Below are 15,777 nucleotides of genomic sequence, written 5' to 3' on the forward strand. Positions count from 1 at the left end.
ACATCATAAAAAAGAGACCGGCAGGGGCGGATGAGCCTCTGCCGGTTTTTTGTTGACTTCAAACGCCTCCCTCTCCAAGAGAGTCATGGCGATTCTGTGATTGCGGCGGCAGTCTTTAGCGAGCATTTGGCCCGTGCAGAAATACCGCGCACGACCTTTTCCCCGCTACCGAGGCCAACGGCGGCGTTCCTTGATGGAGCCCCGGCAGAGATCAAGTTCAAGGTCAAGACCGCCTCCGGCGGCTTAAGACCCTTCTTGAAAGAAGGGTCTTAAGAATCTCCAAGAACTTTTATTTCGCGCTTTTGGCGCGTTATTTTCTTTCGGTTTTGGCCCGCGAAGAAGGGGAAAATTTTTTATTATTTGTTACCTTTCCCCCACCTCCCACGTCTAATCATCAAACAACCAAAAAGGAGGCTGCAATATGAACAGGGAAAGCTTGCGTTTGGCCCGGCACAGGGCCTGGTGGGAGGCAGGAATGTACTGGGGAGCCCGGCTGCTGGTCTGGGCCTGGGTGGCTGCGCTGGTGTTTGTCATGGGGATGGTCCTGGGCGGGATGCTCAGGGGCCGGCCAAGCCCTGCCGCCCCAAAGGACCCGCGCCCTCTGGCCTCAACGGCCTCGCTCACTGCTGTCAACTAGGGCTTGTTTGAAAATAGAGGGAATGACGAATTTTTACCCAGAAGGGGTTCATTTCAAGGAAAAAACCGCAAGGCAATCTTCCGATTGGCGAGGATTTTTGACGCAGAAAGGGACCCTTCTGGGTAAAAAGACGGCGTTTCCGATTTTTCAAACAAGCCCTAGTCATCCCCTTGGCATGGGCACCTTATACCGGTTCAGCATAGCCTTGTCCTCCGGGCTCACCCGGCGGGACCCCCGGATCTTCTGGATGGTCTTGTTCTGGGTAAAGGGGGCTAAACTCTGCCGCTGCAGCAGGGGCAGAGTCTCCCCGGGGAATTTCACATAGCACACCGACAGGGCCCAGGCCACCGCCATGCGCACATAATACGGCTCCTGGGACATTGCTTCCAGCAGGGCCAGGTCCTGGGCAATATGCTCTGGGTCAACATAATAGCTTAGCAGCATAACGGCGGCAAACCGGGCATAATACTCCCGGCTGTCCCTGAACAGCGGCTGAAGGAACGCCCACATCAGGGCCCGGTCCTCCGGTTTTTTCAGAGAAAAGCCCCCGCAGAAGATATCGCACACCGCCCAGTTGTCAATCAGGGGCAAAAAGCTCTCTACCAGGGGCAGACGCTCCTCCATGGGCAGCTTCATTCCGGCAATCACGAGCCCTCTTATCATATTTTCTTCATATGACCCGGGCCGGGTGACAGCCAGAAACCCTACCGGGTCCTGCCTGATCACAGCCCGGGCCATCTGCCGCAGCTGAGGGACCCGCACCCCATAGGTCAGAACGACTCCGGGAACAAGCCCCTGATGAAAGCTTTTATACTGCTCATCTGAGAGCCCGGCCAACTGCGCCAGAATGTCCTGATAATCCTGGGGGGTAAACGCCGCGCTCATGCCCGGACCTCCCGGGCGGTAAGCTGGCTGATTAGGCTGAGCATGTTGGGCATGGACTGGGACTTGTCAAAGCCCGCGCAGTTCTCTCGCATGGCCTGCAGGCGTTTTTTCTCCTGCAACAGCTGAGAGATCTCCTGGGCAAAGTCGCTGCCCTTCTCAATGCGCACACACATGTCGTGGGTCTTCAGGAATCTGGCATTGTCCTCCTCCTGGCCGGGGATGGCGTCGAACACAGCCATGGGCAGGTTGCAGGCCAGGGCCTCTGACACGGTGAGCCCCCCGGGCTTGGTGACCAGCAGGTCGGCGGCGTGCATATACTTCTCCACCTCGTCGGTGAAATAAATCAGCCGGGTGGGAATGGCCGGGGCCGCCTCGATCTCCTTCTCAAAGGCGTCAAACAGCTTCTGGTTGCGCCCGGTAATCACGATGATCTGCATTTTCACCTGGGTCGCGGCCAGATCCCGGTACAGCTTGATAATGTTGGACACGCCGAAGCTCCCCGCCATAAACAGCAGGGTGGGCAGTTCCGGGTCCAGGCTCAGCTGGCGCAGCAGCATCTTCTGGTCCTGGGGGTCAAAAAACACCCCGTGCACCGGAATGCCAAAGGGGCATATTTTCTCCAAAGGCACGCCGAACTCCCGCAGCTCAGGCACCATGTCGTCGCTGGCCACCACATAGCTGTCCACCTCATGGGCAATATAGGCCCTGTGGGCGCCATAATCGGTGATGATGCAGATCAGCGGCGCCTTCACCAGGCCGTCGCCCTTCAGGTCCGCCACCATCTCTGTGGCAAAGGGGTGGGTGGTGATAATCACATCCGGGTCATAGTTTTCAATAGCAGGGTAGAGCATGTTGCTGAACAGCCCGCTGAGCTTGGGCACCAGGTGGGAGATCATATTCTGCTTGTTGGTGCGCTTATAGAGCCGCCCGAACAGCATAGGGGCCTTTTTTGCCATAAACAAATAGCTGTCGCACACCGTCTTGTCCAGCAGACGGCCCACTGCCTTCAGGCAGTCCACCGTGCGCACGTTCCAGCCGGTGTTCTCCCGGATGTATTCCTCCACGGCATTGGCCGCGCGGATATGTCCGCCGCCGGTGGCAGCGGTCAAAAGCATAATTTTCATGGGGTATCGCTCCTCAATATCAACCTGAATGTACTTTGTCTGCGCTGTTCAATCCACCCACAAAAAGAAAGTCTGGCCCTTTTGCAGGGGAGAATCACTCACAATGTACGCTTTATGTACATTATAACACGCCGTGCCCCTGTATACCAGCGTTTTAAAAAAAGCGTAAGCTTTTTGTAAGTATAGGGCTTGTTTGAAAAATCGAAAACGCCGTCTTTTTACCCAGAAGCAGCCATCTTCTGCGTCGAAAATCCTCGTAATACGCATGTATTCCTTGCGGTTTTCTCCTTGAAGCTGACCCCTTCTGGTCAAAATTCCGTCATTTCCTCTATTTTCAAACAAGCCCTAAACCCGTTTAAAAAAGAATAACAAAATTGAAACCAAATAAACCGCTTTCACGACTTTACATTTGACCGGCGAGCATGTATAATGTTAGATAAACTGGCTCAAATTCAGCTTACCCGCAGCCGGCGGGAGGAAGGAATCAGTATCCATGTGGGAGATCACGAATAAGATTAGATGGAAGCGCGCCGCGGCGCTGGCTGCGGCAGCGATGGTGCTGGCCCTGGGCATGAGCGCCTGCAAGTCCGGCGAGGACGACGGCAGCAGCCTGTCCAGCACAGCAGTCAGCCATACGGACGACCCCAGCCGTTTCCCGGAGGGGGCCACCATTGGCGGCAAAAATATCGGCGGCAAAACCGTCAGCGAAGCCCAGGAGATTGCCAGAGCCGCCCTGGACGAGAGCATGGCCTCGCTGGAAATCAGCGTGAAATTCAAGGATGACACCATTTCCCTGCGGGGGGAGGATTTTGACACCCAGGACATTCTGGACCTGGTTGTGCCGGACATGCTGGCTTCCCGCAAGGCGGACAAGTTTGAGCTGCCCTTTGTAACAGACCTGTCTGAGGCTGGCCGCAAAAAGCTGGACGACGCTGCCCAGCAGTGCTACGCCCAGGCCAAGGACGCGGAGATTGCCAGCTTTGACGGAAACACCGGGGAGTTCACCTTTCAGGACGAGCAGACCGGCAGCCGGGTAGACATGGCCGCCACCCTGCGCAGCGTCCGGGAGCTGCTGGCCCAGAAGCACGGCGGGGCTATTCAGGCTGCTTTTGTGGAGACCAAGCCAAAAATCACCAAGCAGTACCTGCAGGAGAACTTCAAGAAGCTCTCCACCTACAGCACAGTCTCCAACAACACCTCCAACGGCAACAGCAACATGGCCCTGGCCCTGTCCAAGGTCAACGGCACCATATTGAAGCCCGGCGAGGTCTTCTCCTACAACACCACCATTGGCGACAGCACCGACCCGGCAGGAGGCTGGCTGACTGCCGGCGGCCTGGTGGGCGGGCAGAGTGTGTCGGTATACGGCGGCGGCATCTGCCAGGGCTCCACCACCATCTACAATGCGGCGCTGATGGCGGGCATGGAGATTGTGGAGCGGGACTGCCACAGCAGCCCCTCGGGCTATTGCCCCATTGGCCTGGACGCCACCGTGGACTATGGCAGCATTGATTTCCGGTTTAAGAACTGCCTGGAAAACCCAGTATACATTGCCTCCTGGATGGACGGCGTGACCCTGACGGTGAACTTCTACGGGTGCTTCCCCGAGGAGTGGGACAATATTGAGCTGGGCTCTCAGCAGACCGGCAGCGAGCCTCCCCGTGACTCGGTGGAGTTCCAGGTAGACGGAAGTCTTGCCAAGGGGCAGTTTGTCCGCAAGACCTCCGGCAACAACGGCTACTACGCCAGCGCCTGGCGGATCTTCTATAAAGACGGCCAGCAGATTCGCACCGAGGACCTGCCCAGCTCCTATTACCGGTCCACTGGCAAAATCTACCTGGTCGGTCCTGGAACAGATACCTCGAAGGTGGACACCAGTAGCGAAAGCGGCAGCACCGAGCCCACACCCTCTCCCTCCCCCTCTCCGGCTCCCACTACCGCGCCCACACCCAAGCCGGCTGACCCCACCCCAGAGCCTCCCGCTCCGCCGGTGGAGACTCCCGTGCCCGAGCCCACCCCTGAGCCTCCTGTAGAGGAGGACCCCACTCCGGAGCCCCCTGTGGACGAGAACCCCGGCGGCGGAGACGAGGGCAATGAGGACGGCGGCGGAGAAGCCGAAGGATAAAAGACAAAAAGGCTGCAGGCAACCCTGCGGCCTTTTTGCGACGAAAGCAGCGGCTTGCTGTCCGGTTGACATCCGCCCTGCTGCAAGCTTCTGATTCTATGTGGGCACGGCCTTTGGTGCGCTGTTGACCAGGATAGAAATTCCTCACACAGCGCTTGGCGTGGGCTCTACCGCGGCTCTTTGCTCGCTCCGCTCGCCCGGCCGCCGAAGTGAGCGGCAGCGGCCCACCCCACCCGCCCCCAAAGCCCAGAGACCAAGGGCGGAGCTTCCACCCGTCTGTCAGCTTGTCAAAATATCATATCAGGAGGAGATTCATTATGAAAGACGGCTTTTTCAGAGCCGCTGCCGCCACGCCCCAGGCCCGGGTGGCGGATGTGGAAACCAATGTCCAGCGCATCCGGACGCTGATTGAGGAGGCCGCCCGCCAGGGCTGCGGGGCCGTCTGCCTGCCCGAGCTGGCCCTAACTGCCTACACCTGCGGCGACCTGTTCCACAACCGGGCCCTTCAGGCCGCTGCCCAACAGGGTCTTGCCCAGCTGATGGCGGACACTGCCGGGCTGGACATCCTCTGTGTAGTAGGCCTGCCTGTGGCCTCAAGAGGTTCTCTGTACAACACCGCCGCAGTGTTTCACAAGGGGCGGCTCCTGGGGCTTGCCGCCAAGTCCTGCATTCCCAATTATGGAGAGTTCTATGAAGCCCGCTACTTCATGCCCGCCATGCCCCCCCAGAAAATCACCTTCTGCGGCCAGGAGACCTGGCTGGGCAGAGACCTGCTGTTCTCCTGCGAAAATGTAGAGGGCCTGACCATCGGAGTAGAGCTCTGTGAAGACCTGTGGGCCGTCCAGCCCCCCAGCGCTTCCCTGGCTCAGAACGGCGCGACCCTGATCCTCAATCCCTCCTGCAGCGACGAGGTGGCCGGCAAGTCCGCCTACCGCCGGGACCTGGTAAAGATGTGGTCCGGCCACATTATGGGCGGCTATGTGTATGCCGACGCAGGCCCTGGGGAGTCTACCGGGGACATGGTGTTTGCCGGCCATGACCTGATTGCCGAAAACGGCGCGGTGCTGGCAGAGAGCGCCCTGTTCACCACCGGCCTCACAGTGGCGGAGCTGGACCTGGAGCGCATCCTCCAGGAACGCCGCCGGGCCAACACCTGGCAGGACCGGGCGGATGCCGGCGTGGTCTCCATCCCCTTTGCCTATGACCAGGAGACCCTGAACGCCTTTCAGCCCGCGCGCGGTTTCTCCCGCCAGCCCTTTGTGCCAGAGGAGCCTGCCGCCAGAGAGGCGCGCTGCCAGCTGATTCTGACCATGCAGGCCCAGGGGCTTGCCTCCCGGCTGAGGCATATTGGCTGCAAAAACGTGGTCATTGCCTTCTCCGGGGGACTGGATTCCACCCTCGCCGCCCTGGTGGCTGTGCGGGCCTTTGACCTTCTGGGGCTGGACCGCCAGGGGATTCTCACGGTCTCCATGCCCTGCTTTGGCACCACCCAGCGCACCCGCCGCAATGCGGAGGTCATGGCCCGGGAGCTGGGCGTGGGCTTCCGGGAAATCCCCATTGGAGACACCGTGCTCAGTCATTTTCACGACATCGGCCAGGACCCCTCCTGCTATGACGTGACCTTTGAAAACGCCCAGGCCCGGGAGCGGATGCAGGTTGCCATGGACCTGGCCAACCAGCGGGGGGGTATTGTCATTGGCACCGGCGACCTCTCTGAGCTGGCCCTGGGCTGGGCCACCTACAACGGGGACCACATGTCCATGTACGGCGTCAACGCCGGGGTGCCCAAAACCCTGGTCCGCCACCTGGTGCGGTTTGAAGCCCAGCGTCTGGGCGGTCCTCTGGGCGAGGCCCTGTCCGACGTGCTGGACACCCCGGTGAGCCCGGAGCTGCTGCCCCCCAAGGACGGGGAGATTGCCCAGAAGACCGAGGAGCTGGTGGGCCCCTATGAGCTCCACGACTTTTTCCTGTACCACCTGCTGCGGCATGGGTTCGGGCCGGGAAAAATCTACCGCATGGCCTGCCGGAGCTTTGCAGGCCAGTTTGACGGCGAGACCGTGAAGGCCTGGCTAAAGGTATTCTACCGGCGGTTCTTCGCCCAGCAGTTCAAACGCTCCTGTCTGCCGGACGGCCCCAAGGTGGGCACGGTGAGCCTGTCCCCCCGGGGAGATTGGCGGATGCCCAGCGACGCCAGCGGGGCTCTGTGGCTGAAGGAAATCGAAGCGTTGTAACAGAGAGGAGAGAACCAAAGTGGAAAAGAAACACATTCTGGTCACCATTCCTCTGTCTCAAGAACAGAGGGACGCCCTGGAACAGGAGGGGGCTCAGGTCCGCTTCCGGCTGGGAGAAGCTCTGCCCTCAGGCCGGGGCGGGACCCTGCCCTTCCCCCAGCTGCTGCCCGCAGAGCCTGTCACAGAGGAGGACATGGCCTGGGCCGAGGCCATTCTGGGCAATGTGGCCCCCGAGCGGCTGAAAAAGGCCCCCCGCCTGGAATGGATGCAGACCAGCTCCGCCGGGGTAGAGCCCTACCTTCATCCTGGGGTATTGAGGCCAGAAACCGCCCTGACCAACGCCACCGGGGCCTACGGCCTGGCCATCTCCGAGCACATGCTGGGTATGCTGCTGATGGTCTTCAAAAAGCTGGAGCTCTACCGTGACGCCCAGCGCCGGGAGGACTGGGCCAGCCAGGGCCAGGTGCGCACGCTGCTGGGGTCCGTGGTGCTGGTCATGGGCCTGGGAGACATTGGGGGAGACTTCGCCCGGCTGTGCAAGGCCATGGGCGCCTATGTCATTGGCCTGCGGCGTACCCCCGGCCCCAAGCCGGCGTTTGTGGACGAGCTCCATCTCACCGGGGAGCTGGACAGCCTCCTCCCCCAGGCAGACGTGGTGGCTGTCACCCTGCCCGGCACTCCCCACACCCGTGGGATGCTCAGCCGGGAGCGCATTGCCCTTATGAAGGAGGGCGCGGTGCTGCTGAATGTGGGCCGGGGCTATGTAGTAGACACTGAGGCCCTGTGCGACGCTTTGGAGAGCGGCCGTCTGGGCGGGGCCGGGCTGGACGTTACTGACCCGGAGCCCCTGCCCCCCGGTCACCGGCTGTGGCAGCTGCCCACTGCAGTGGTGACCCCCCATGTGTCCGGGGGCTACCACCTGTGGGAGACCCATGAGCGCATTGCGGCCATTTTCGCGGAGAACCTGAGGCGGTTCCTCCACGGCGAGCCCCTGAAAAACCAGGTAGACCCTGCCTCGGGCTACCGGCGGCGGGATGATTCCACATGAACCGGGAACAGGAAGCCGCGCATATGACGAAGGAGCACTACCTGGACAACTCTGCCACCACACCCGTGCTGCCAGAGGCCGCGGCCGAGGCCCTGCGGCTGATGACAGACTGCTGGGGCAATCCCTCCTCCCTGCACAGCCGGGGCTTTTGGGCCAAAAAGGAGCTGGACGCTGCCCGGGCCACAGTGGCCCGCCGCCTGGGCGCGGCCCCGGAGGAAATTGTCTTTACCAGCGGCGGCACCGAGGCCAACAATCTGGCCCTGCTGGGGGCCGCTGCCGCCCGCCGCCGCTTGGGGAACAAAATCGTCACCACCGCTGTGGAGCACGACTCGGTGCTACAGGCCGCAAAAGAGCTGGAAGCTCAAGGCTTTCAGGTGGTCTGCATCCCCCCGGACGAGGCCGGGCGGGTCCGTCCCCAAGACCTGGAAGCGGCCATTGACGAAAGCACCATTCTGGTCAGCCTCATGCTGGTGAACAACGAGACCGGCGCGCTGCTGCCTGTGCGGGAGGCGGCGCAGCTGATCAAACGCGGCAGGGCCCCGGCCCTTCTGCACACAGACTGCGTCCAGGCCTTCTGCAAAATGGACTTTACCCCCCAAAAGCTGGGCGCGGACCTGTGCACGGTAAGCGCCCATAAAATTCACGGACCCAAGGGTGTGGGAGCGTTGTATGTCAAAAGGGGGACTCGAATTCTGCCCCGGGTATTCGGCGGCGGGCAGGAGCGGGGCCTGCGCTCCGGCACTGAGAGCCTGCCGCTGATTGGGGCCTTTGCCAAGGCGGTAGAACTGTCCCCCCGTCCCAGCGCACTGCTGCCGCCCATGAAAGCCCTTCGTGAAACGCTTTTGACGCTGCTGGGAGACATTCCGGAGATCGTGGTCAACTCGCCGGAGGAGGGCCTGCCCTATATTCTCAATCTCTCCGCCGTGGGGGTGCGGGCCGAGACCATGCTGCACTTTCTGGCCCAAAGGGGCATATCCGTGTCGTCGGGGTCCGCCTGCGGCAAGGGTGCGCCCAGCCATGTGCTGGCAGCCATGGGCCTGCCCAAAGAGCGGGCAGCCTCCGCCCTGCGGGTGAGCCTTTCCCGTTTCACCACAGAGGAGGACCTGGCAGCGCTGGCCCAGGGCCTGCGGGCCGGGCTGGACAGTCTGGCAAAGGAGCGGTAAAGGAGAGAGAGGATGAGGTTCAAAGCCATATTTTTTGACCGGGACGGCACCCTGGTGCGGGGGGACCCGGAGTGGACCCGGTTCCGCAACCAGAATCTGGAACAATGGAGCGGCCGCAGGTTTGATGATTCCTACGACTACTTCATGAAGTTTTTCCAGAAGGTCCAGGCAGGGGGCTTCCCCTTTGCCCCCTACCACACGGTAGACCAGGAGCTGGCTTTCTTCCGGCAGTGGTATCTCTATGTGTTCGAGGACATGGGCATCACCGAAAAAACCGCCGAGCGGGCGGACCTGCTGGTGGAAAAGCTGTGGTACTTGAAAAAGCACCCCTATCCTGAGACCGTGGACGTGCTGGAATACTTCAAGAACAAGGGCTACAAAATGGGGGTCATCAGCGACTGCCCGCCCTCCTTGGAGCTGACCCTGGAGGGCTGCGGCCTGCACCGCTACTTCACCAGCTTTACGGCCAGCTCACTGGTGGGGGCGGGAAAGCCAGACCCGGCAATTTACCAGGCCGCTCTGGCAGCTCAGGGCGTAGCTGCGGAGGAGTCTCTCTATGTGGACGACTGTCCTCCCGAGGCCGACGGAGCCCGGGCCCTGGGGTTCGCCTCCTTTCTTCTTGACCGGAACGAGAGCCAGCAGGAATCGGAGTGGCGGATTCACAACCTGCGGGAGCTGGTAAATTTTGTAGAGCGCAGAGGCAAAAGATTTTGACAAAATTTCCGGAGGCTGATATAATAAAGCCAGCTTGGCTGTGGCCAGGCTGGGACGTTGTTGCGGTGATTCCACCGCCCATGCTGACGGCTGACAGGGTGGAGATCACAGGCGGTTGGCGGCTCCCCTGAAGGGGGGGGGGAGGCTGAATGCGGAAGACTATTGTGCGCGCACTGGTTTTTTTACTTATCGCGCTGATCGTTTTGCTTTTCTTCCCCATAAAAGCTTGCTAGCCGCCCGGATGCGACCCGAGCGGCTAGCATGACCATTGTCTACTAGTCCGGAGGGCCAACCGCATGCAGCAGCGTCCCTCTTTTCATTTATTATACCACACTCTCCCGGTTTGTCAAGCCCGCGCCGGGCAAGAGGTGCCCTCCCTTGCCCGGCCTTGCTTCACAGCAGCGGACTATAGGGGAAGATCAAAACAATCAGATTCTGCCCCGCCATGCCCTATGTAGAAAACCCGGCAGGAGGCAGTTGGAACGGGAGGAGAAAATATGCGCGAGGTCATTTTGCTCAAGCTGGGGGAGATTGCCCTGAAAGGGCTGAACCGCCGGAGCTTTGAGGATGTACTGATCAAAAATATCAAACGCCGTCTCCGGGACGCAGGGGAATTCACCGTCACGTCCCGGCAGTCCACCATTTATGTGGAGCCCTTGGGAGACGGCGCCGACATGGACCTGGCGGAGGAGCGCTGCGCCAGGGTGTTCGGCGTGGTAAGCTATACCCGGGCCGGAGCCGCTGAAAAGGACCTGGACAAAATCCAGGAGCAGGCGGCAGAGTACCTGCGGGAGGAGCTGGAAGAAGCCCGGTCCTTTAAGGTGGAGTGCCGGCGCAGCGACAAGAAATTTCCCTATCAGTCCCCGGAGATTTCGGCGCAGGTGGGCGGGTATCTTCTGGAACGCTACCCCCATCTGCGGGTGGATGTACACCACCCGGACGTGGAGGTGCGGGTGGAGGTGCGGGAGCAGTCCGCCTTTGTTCACGCCAACGCCCGGCCCGGGGCCGGAGGCATCCCCGTGGGGGCGGGAGGCAGGGGTCTGGTGCTGATCAGCGGTGGTCTGGACAGCCCGGTAGCCGCCTGGACCATGGCCAAACGGGGTCTGGCCCTTACCGCCGTGCACTTTGCCAGCCCCCCCTACACCAGCGAGCTGGCCCATGACAAGGTAGTCCGCCTGCTGCGCAAGGTCAGCCAATACGCCGGGCGCATCAAGCTGGTGACTGTGGAGCTGACCCATCTTCAGGAGGAGATCCGGGACCGATGCCCCGAGGACCTGGGCACGGTGATCCTGCGCCGGTACATGCTCCGGGCGGCCCAGCAGGTGGCGGAGCAGGAGGGCTGTCAGTGCCTGATCACCGGGGAGAGCTTGGGCCAGGTGGCCAGCCAAACCCTGCAGGCCATTGCTTGCACGGACGCTGTGGCGGAGATGCCTGTGTTCCGGCCCCTCATCGGCGCCGACAAGGCGGAGATTGTACAGCTGGCCCGGCGTATTGACACCTTTGACACCTCCATTGAGCCCTATGAGGACTGCTGCACCATCTTCACCCCCCGGCACCCCCGCACCAAGCCCACCTTGGAGATGGTGGAGCGGGGCGAACAGGCAATCGACGGAAAAACCCTGCTGGCGGAGGCCCTCCAAAATGTGAGGACCACCCATATCAGCGCCTATTAACGAAAAAGGAAAAAAACATCCATAGAACGGAAGGAAAAATAGGACGTATCGCGTTATTTCCCTTACCGGTCCAGTTCCGTTGAGTCTTGTGTACCAGCGGCAGACAGAAAGAGAGGCACATTTTCATGGGCCTCTCAGGGTTAGATCAGCTCTGCTGCCAAAGGCTGGAAAGAATGTCCTTCAATACCAGAAACGCATCCAGCCGGGAGTACCCGGCCTCCTCTGCCAGCCTCTTCAGCAGCTCCTCCAGGGACCGGGCATAGGGGGCGGGGTCCAGCTCTTTCTGGTAGCGGGCGAGCACCGGGTATTTCTCTGCCCAAAGCTTTGCCCAGTCCACCTTATCGCTGGTCTCCTGGGTGGTGCGCCGGACCACGTCCTCCACCTCCTGCACGTCCGCGTCAAAGGCAATCAGCTCGTCCAGAGAGAGGCCGTACAACGCCGCCAGCCCCTTGGCCTGCCGGATGTCCGGCAGAGTCTCCCCTGTCTCCCATTTCGAGATGGTCTGACGGCTGACCCCCAGCTTTTCAGCCACAGCCTCTTGAGAGAGGCCCTTACGCTTTCTGGCGTTATAAAGACTGTTTCCAATTCCCATTTTCGTGTCCTCCTTTGTTTGATGTAAGCAGATTATACCAGAATCCTTCCGGGCGGTCCACCAACTGTTTTGTGCAGTTTTGCCCGGATCGTTGACAGAAAAGGAGCGTGAACCATATGAACCGCATCACCACCAAACCATTTAGCATTCTAAGCGACCACATGGCCGTGTACCAATTCATGCTGGACATTTATGAGAAGGACTGGCGCAATGGCGTGGCCGCGCCCTTCTGGGAGTATGCCCTGTGCTCGGATTGGATGGACAAGTCCTACCTCCACCGGTGCCGGATGTGGCTGGACGGGGAGAAGATTGTAGGCTTCTGCTTCCACGAAAACCCGGTGACAGACGTATATTTCAGCCTGCGGCCCGGCTATGAGGCCCTGGCCTCTGAGATGGTGGCCTACGCCGGAGAGCATATGCCTGTCAACGGAGAGCACCAGCTGGTGATATTCGGAAGCCAGACCGCCATTCTTCAGGCAGCAAAAGCAGCGGGCTATTCCCAGGCCGCAGGCTATGAGAGCTATGTTTATGACTGCGCCAAGCCCCTCCATTATCCCCTGCCAGAGGGCTTCCGCTTTACAGAGCCGGGCCTTTTGGACCTGGCCAAGTGCTGCGAGTGCTGCTGGAAGGGCTTTGACCACGAGGCGGAAGAGGGACCCTGGAACGGAGAGTTTGAGTACAGCTACGCCCTGGTGAATGCCCCCCATGCCACCCCGGAGCAGCACGTTGCCGTAATGAATGAAGCCGGAGACTATGTGTGCTATGCGGGCATGTGGTGGGTCCCAGAGAATCATCTGGCCTATTTGGAGCCCTTGTGCACGGTGCCGGAGTACCGACGCAAGGGCCTGGCCGCAGCAGCACTGTCTGAGCTCTGGCGGCGGCTGAAGCCCCTGGGCGCCACCCATATGACTGGCGGCGGGAACCCCTTCTACCCAAAAATCGGCTATGGGCCGGGGGAAAAGTGGACGTACTGGAAGAAGTGAGGCGAAAAATGAGTGCATCAAACTGCCTGTTCCGACAACTGGCTGAGGAAGACCTTCCCATAGCCCGGGAGCTGTTTGCCAGCGTTTTTACCGGGCCTCCCTGGAACGACGATTGGTCGGACCCAGCCCAGCTCAACGCCTACATTCAGGATTTGACCGGGCAGAGCAACTCGCTGGCCTTTGGTCTGTTTCAGGGCTCTGTGCTGGTTGGGCTCTCTATGGGCCGGGTAAAGCACTGGTATACCAGCACAGAGTATTGCATAGACGACCACTTTATTGCCGGGAAAAACCCGGAGCGGTTCAACCGGGAAGTGGAACAGTTTTTGAACGCAGTATGATTATTAAGAGAGAAAGGTGATTCTATGAATGCAGAAATCATATCCGTTGGCACCGAGCTGCTTTTGGGCGCAGTGGTCAACACCGACGCGGCCATTGTGGCCCGGGCCCTGTCAGAGCTGGGCATTAACCTGCTCCACGCCTCGGTAGTGGGGGACAATCCCCAACGTTTGAAAGAGGCTGTGAAGACTGCCATCCGCCGCAGCGGCCTGCTGATTATGACCGGGGGCCTGGGCCCCACCACCGACGACCTGACCAAGGAGACCACTGCCGCTGCTGCCGGGAAAAAGCTGACGCTCCATGAGGAGAGCCTGCGGCGCATTGAGAACTACTTCAACGAGGAGCATGTCAGCGAAAATCAGGCCAAGCAGGCCTGGCTCCCTGAGGGCTGTCATGTGCTGCAAAATGACAACGGCACAGCCCCCGGCTGCGCCTTTCAGGCCGAAAACGGGTGCACGATCATCATGCTCCCCGGCCCCCCCAGCGAGCTGGCCCCCATGCTCCACAACTACGCGGTGCCCTACCTCAAGCAGAGCCAGGAGTTCACCATTGTGTCTCACAATGTGCACATTTATGGCCGGGGTGAGGCCCCTGTGGCCCAGATGATGGACGATTTGATGGACGGGGAGAACCCCTCCCTGGCTCCCTACGCCAACGAGGGCGAGTGCTATCTGCGGGTGACAGCCAAGGCCCACAGCCATGAGGAGGCCGACCGGCTGTGTCAGCCGCTGATTGATGAGATCAAAAACCGGCTGGGAAATTTTGTCTACTCTGTGGACGTGGACAGTCTGGAAGAGCTGGTGGTCAAGCTGCTGGCAGAGCAGGGCAAGACCCTGGCCACTGCCGAGAGCTGCACCGGCGGGCTGCTCTCCAAGCGTCTGACGGATATCTCCGGGTCCTCGGCGGTGTTCCACATGGGGGCAGTCACCTACGCCAATAAGGCCAAGGAGCAGCTGCTGGGTGTGCCCCATGAGACCTTGGAGGCCCACGGCGCGGTGAGCCCCCAAACCGCCCGGGCTATGGCCGAGGGCATTGTCCGGCTGAGTGGCAGCGACTTGGGCATTGGCATCACCGGCATTGCCGGGCCCGAGGGCGGCACCTCTGAGAAGCCAGTGGGGCTGATCTACATTGCCCTTAGCGACGGCAAGGAGACCTGGGTGGCCAAACGCGCCCCCATTGGCCGCACCAAAACCCGGGACTGGCACCGGCACTGCGCAGCCAGCCAGGCCCTGGACATGGCCCGCCGGTATCTCACCGGCCTGCCGGTAATCGAGGAGCACCAGTATGAGGGCGACAAAGCCAGTCGTGGGTGAGGGTATAAAGCAGATTGTGGGCCGCTTTGCCCCCAGCCCCAGCGGGCGGATGCACCTGGGGAACCTGTTCAGCTGCCTGCTCAGTTGGCTGTCGGCCCGCGCTGAGGGTGGGCGGATGATTCTGCGCATGGAGGACCTGGACCCTCAGCGCACCAGCCGGGCCAAGGGCCAGAAGCTGATGGCCGACCTGCGCCTGCTGGGACTGGACTGGGATGAGGGTCCCTACTGGCAGTCGGAGCAGGGCGCATACTACCAACAGTGTCTGGAACGGCTGATAGCCCAGAATGTGGTATACCCCTGCTTCTGCAGCCGGGCAGAGCTTCACGCGGCCAACGCCCCCCATGCCTCTGACGGGGACTATATCTACTCTGGCCGGTGCCAGGGCCTGACAGCGGAGCAGGTCGAGGAAAAGCAGCGACACCGCCCCCCGGCCCTGCGGCTGGCGGTGGCCGGGGAGGAGGCCTTTACGGACAGACACTATGGCCCCCAGCACTACAGCCTGTCCAAAGACTGCGGAGATTTTATTCTCCGCCGGTCCGACGGGGTGTTCGCCTATCAGCTGGCAGTGGCGGCAGACGATGGAGCCATGGGAGTCACCCAAGTGGTACGAGGGCGGGACCTGCTCCCCTCCACCCCCAAGCAGCTGCAAATCTACCGGCGGCTGGGGCTCACCCCACCGGAATTCATCCACCTTCCCCTGCTGCTGGCAGCAGACGGGCGGCGGCTCTCCAAGCGGGACGGCGACCTGGGGCTGGACGCCTTGCTCACCCGCTTCACTCCGGAGGAGCTGGTGGGCCGTCTGGCCTATCTTGCCGGCCAAATTGACCGCCCGGAGCCTCTGCGCCCTCAAGAGCTGGTCTCTGTGTTCGACTGGGAGCGGGTGCCGGCAGAGGACATTTTGCTGCAAGATCGTCTGCTTTGAGGAAAGTTTTTTGCCTTTGCACCGAGTTCCC

Annotated in this window: 14 protein-coding genes; 11 read left to right on the forward strand and 3 right to left on the reverse strand. The window is 60.9% G+C overall.

Annotation, left to right across the window (positions count from 1 at the left end; genetic code table 11):
* Positions 1 to 421 precede the first annotated feature (421 nt).
* The gene (locus tag ACTO5E_RS00910) at positions 422 to 637 is read left to right on the forward strand and encodes a hypothetical protein (RefSeq protein ID WP_482300759.1); all 216 of its coding nucleotides are present in this window, start codon (positions 422 to 424) and stop codon (positions 635 to 637) included.
* 162 nt (positions 638 to 799) lie between these two features.
* Here the strand turns inward: ACTO5E_RS00910 and ACTO5E_RS00915 are convergent, their stop codons facing one another.
* Both ACTO5E_RS00915 and ACTO5E_RS00920 read right to left on the reverse strand, forming a co-directional pair.
* Entirely contained in the window at positions 800 to 1,522 is a 723-nt protein-coding gene (locus ACTO5E_RS00915) for a DNA alkylation repair protein (RefSeq protein WP_482300761.1), read from the reverse strand.
* A complete protein-coding gene (locus ACTO5E_RS00920; protein ID WP_482300763.1) occupies positions 1,519 to 2,646 on the reverse strand; it encodes an MGDG synthase family glycosyltransferase in 1,128 nt (375 codons plus the stop codon). The genes ACTO5E_RS00915 and ACTO5E_RS00920 overlap by 4 nt, the downstream gene beginning before the upstream one ends.
* Before the next feature lie 493 nt (positions 2,647 to 3,139).
* Here ACTO5E_RS00920 and ACTO5E_RS00925 point away from each other — a divergent pair, with 493 nt between their 5' ends.
* From ACTO5E_RS00925 to thiI, 6 genes are all read left to right on the forward strand, one after another.
* The gene (locus tag ACTO5E_RS00925; protein WP_482300764.1) at positions 3,140 to 4,771 is read left to right on the forward strand and encodes a VanW family protein; all 1,632 of its coding nucleotides are present in this window, start codon (positions 3,140 to 3,142) and stop codon (positions 4,769 to 4,771) included.
* A 317-nt stretch (positions 4,772 to 5,088) separates the two neighbouring features.
* Positions 5,089 to 7,002: an NAD(+) synthase gene (locus tag ACTO5E_RS00930; protein ID WP_482300766.1), complete on the forward strand. Its 1,914-nt coding sequence runs from the start codon at positions 5,089 to 5,091 to the stop codon at positions 7,000 to 7,002.
* 19 nt (positions 7,003 to 7,021) lie between these two features.
* Positions 7,022 to 8,050: a D-2-hydroxyacid dehydrogenase gene (locus tag ACTO5E_RS00935; RefSeq protein WP_482300768.1), complete on the forward strand. Its 1,029-nt coding sequence runs from the start codon at positions 7,022 to 7,024 to the stop codon at positions 8,048 to 8,050.
* Positions 8,047 to 9,213: a cysteine desulfurase family protein gene (locus ACTO5E_RS00940; RefSeq protein ID WP_482300769.1), complete on the forward strand. Its 1,167-nt coding sequence runs from the start codon at positions 8,047 to 8,049 to the stop codon at positions 9,211 to 9,213. Before ACTO5E_RS00935 ends, ACTO5E_RS00940 begins: the two co-directional genes overlap by 4 nt.
* Before the next feature lie 12 nt (positions 9,214 to 9,225).
* Entirely contained in the window at positions 9,226 to 9,927 is a 702-nt protein-coding gene (locus ACTO5E_RS00945) for an HAD family hydrolase (RefSeq protein ID WP_482300771.1), read from the forward strand.
* A gap of 497 nt (positions 9,928 to 10,424) precedes the next feature.
* A complete protein-coding gene (gene thiI / locus ACTO5E_RS00950) occupies positions 10,425 to 11,600 on the forward strand; it encodes a tRNA uracil 4-sulfurtransferase ThiI (RefSeq protein WP_482300773.1) in 1,176 nt (391 codons plus the stop codon).
* A gap of 145 nt (positions 11,601 to 11,745) precedes the next feature.
* On the opposite strand, the gene ACTO5E_RS00955 is transcribed toward thiI, so the two are convergent.
* Positions 11,746 to 12,192 carry a helix-turn-helix transcriptional regulator gene (locus ACTO5E_RS00955; protein WP_482300775.1) on the reverse strand — a complete coding sequence of 149 codons (447 nt, stop codon included), beginning with the start codon at positions 12,190 to 12,192 and terminating at the stop codon, positions 11,746 to 11,748.
* A 116-nt stretch (positions 12,193 to 12,308) separates the two neighbouring features.
* Between ACTO5E_RS00955 and ACTO5E_RS00960 the strand changes: the two genes are divergently transcribed.
* Genes ACTO5E_RS00960 through gluQRS form a run of 4 tightly spaced genes read left to right on the forward strand, consistent with a single transcriptional unit; the run spans position 12,309 to position 15,746 of the window.
* Positions 12,309 to 13,175 (forward strand): GNAT family N-acetyltransferase, encoded by an 867-nt coding sequence (locus ACTO5E_RS00960; RefSeq protein ID WP_482300777.1) that lies wholly within the window; start codon positions 12,309 to 12,311, stop codon positions 13,173 to 13,175.
* A gap of 8 nt (positions 13,176 to 13,183) precedes the next feature.
* Positions 13,184 to 13,513 (forward strand): hypothetical protein, encoded by a 330-nt coding sequence (locus ACTO5E_RS00965; RefSeq protein WP_482300779.1) that lies wholly within the window; start codon positions 13,184 to 13,186, stop codon positions 13,511 to 13,513.
* Between the two features lie 24 nt (positions 13,514 to 13,537).
* On the forward strand, positions 13,538 to 14,824 hold the full coding sequence (locus tag ACTO5E_RS00970) for a competence/damage-inducible protein A (RefSeq protein WP_482300780.1): 1,287 nt from the start codon (positions 13,538 to 13,540) through the stop codon (positions 14,822 to 14,824).
* Entirely contained in the window at positions 14,796 to 15,746 is a 951-nt protein-coding gene (gluQRS, locus tag ACTO5E_RS00975; protein ID WP_482300781.1) for a tRNA glutamyl-Q(34) synthetase GluQRS, read from the forward strand. The genes ACTO5E_RS00970 and gluQRS overlap by 29 nt, the downstream gene beginning before the upstream one ends.
* Positions 15,747 to 15,777: the final 31 nt, after the last annotated feature.

The sequence above is a fragment of the Acutalibacter sp. genome, assembly GCF_056800975.1.

What these genes read in the sequence shown, in the direction of transcription:
- ACTO5E_RS00910 (WP_482300759.1), top strand. Translation starts at nt 422, where the DNA reads ATGAACAGGGAAAGCTTGCGTTTGGCCCGGCACAGGGCCTGGTGGGAG.
- ACTO5E_RS00915 (WP_482300761.1), bottom strand. Translation starts at nt 1,522, where the DNA reads ATGAGCGCGGCGTTTACCCCCCAGGATTATCAGGACATTCTGGCGCAG.
- ACTO5E_RS00920 (WP_482300763.1), bottom strand. Translation starts at nt 2,646, where the DNA reads ATGAAAATTATGCTTTTGACCGCTGCCACCGGCGGCGGACATATCCGC.
- ACTO5E_RS00925 (WP_482300764.1), top strand. Translation starts at nt 3,140, where the DNA reads ATGTGGGAGATCACGAATAAGATTAGATGGAAGCGCGCCGCGGCGCTG.
- ACTO5E_RS00930 (WP_482300766.1), top strand. Translation starts at nt 5,089, where the DNA reads ATGAAAGACGGCTTTTTCAGAGCCGCTGCCGCCACGCCCCAGGCCCGG.
- ACTO5E_RS00940 (WP_482300769.1), top strand. Translation starts at nt 8,047, where the DNA reads ATGAACCGGGAACAGGAAGCCGCGCATATGACGAAGGAGCACTACCTG.
- ACTO5E_RS00945 (WP_482300771.1), top strand. Translation starts at nt 9,226, where the DNA reads ATGAGGTTCAAAGCCATATTTTTTGACCGGGACGGCACCCTGGTGCGG.
- thiI (WP_482300773.1), top strand. Translation starts at nt 10,425, where the DNA reads ATGCGCGAGGTCATTTTGCTCAAGCTGGGGGAGATTGCCCTGAAAGGG.
- ACTO5E_RS00955 (WP_482300775.1), bottom strand. Translation starts at nt 12,192, where the DNA reads ATGGGAATTGGAAACAGTCTTTATAACGCCAGAAAGCGTAAGGGCCTC.
- ACTO5E_RS00960 (WP_482300777.1), top strand. Translation starts at nt 12,309, where the DNA reads ATGAACCGCATCACCACCAAACCATTTAGCATTCTAAGCGACCACATG.
- ACTO5E_RS00965 (WP_482300779.1), top strand. Translation starts at nt 13,184, where the DNA reads ATGAGTGCATCAAACTGCCTGTTCCGACAACTGGCTGAGGAAGACCTT.
- ACTO5E_RS00970 (WP_482300780.1), top strand. Translation starts at nt 13,538, where the DNA reads ATGAATGCAGAAATCATATCCGTTGGCACCGAGCTGCTTTTGGGCGCA.
- gluQRS (WP_482300781.1), top strand. Translation starts at nt 14,796, where the DNA reads ATGAGGGCGACAAAGCCAGTCGTGGGTGAGGGTATAAAGCAGATTGTG.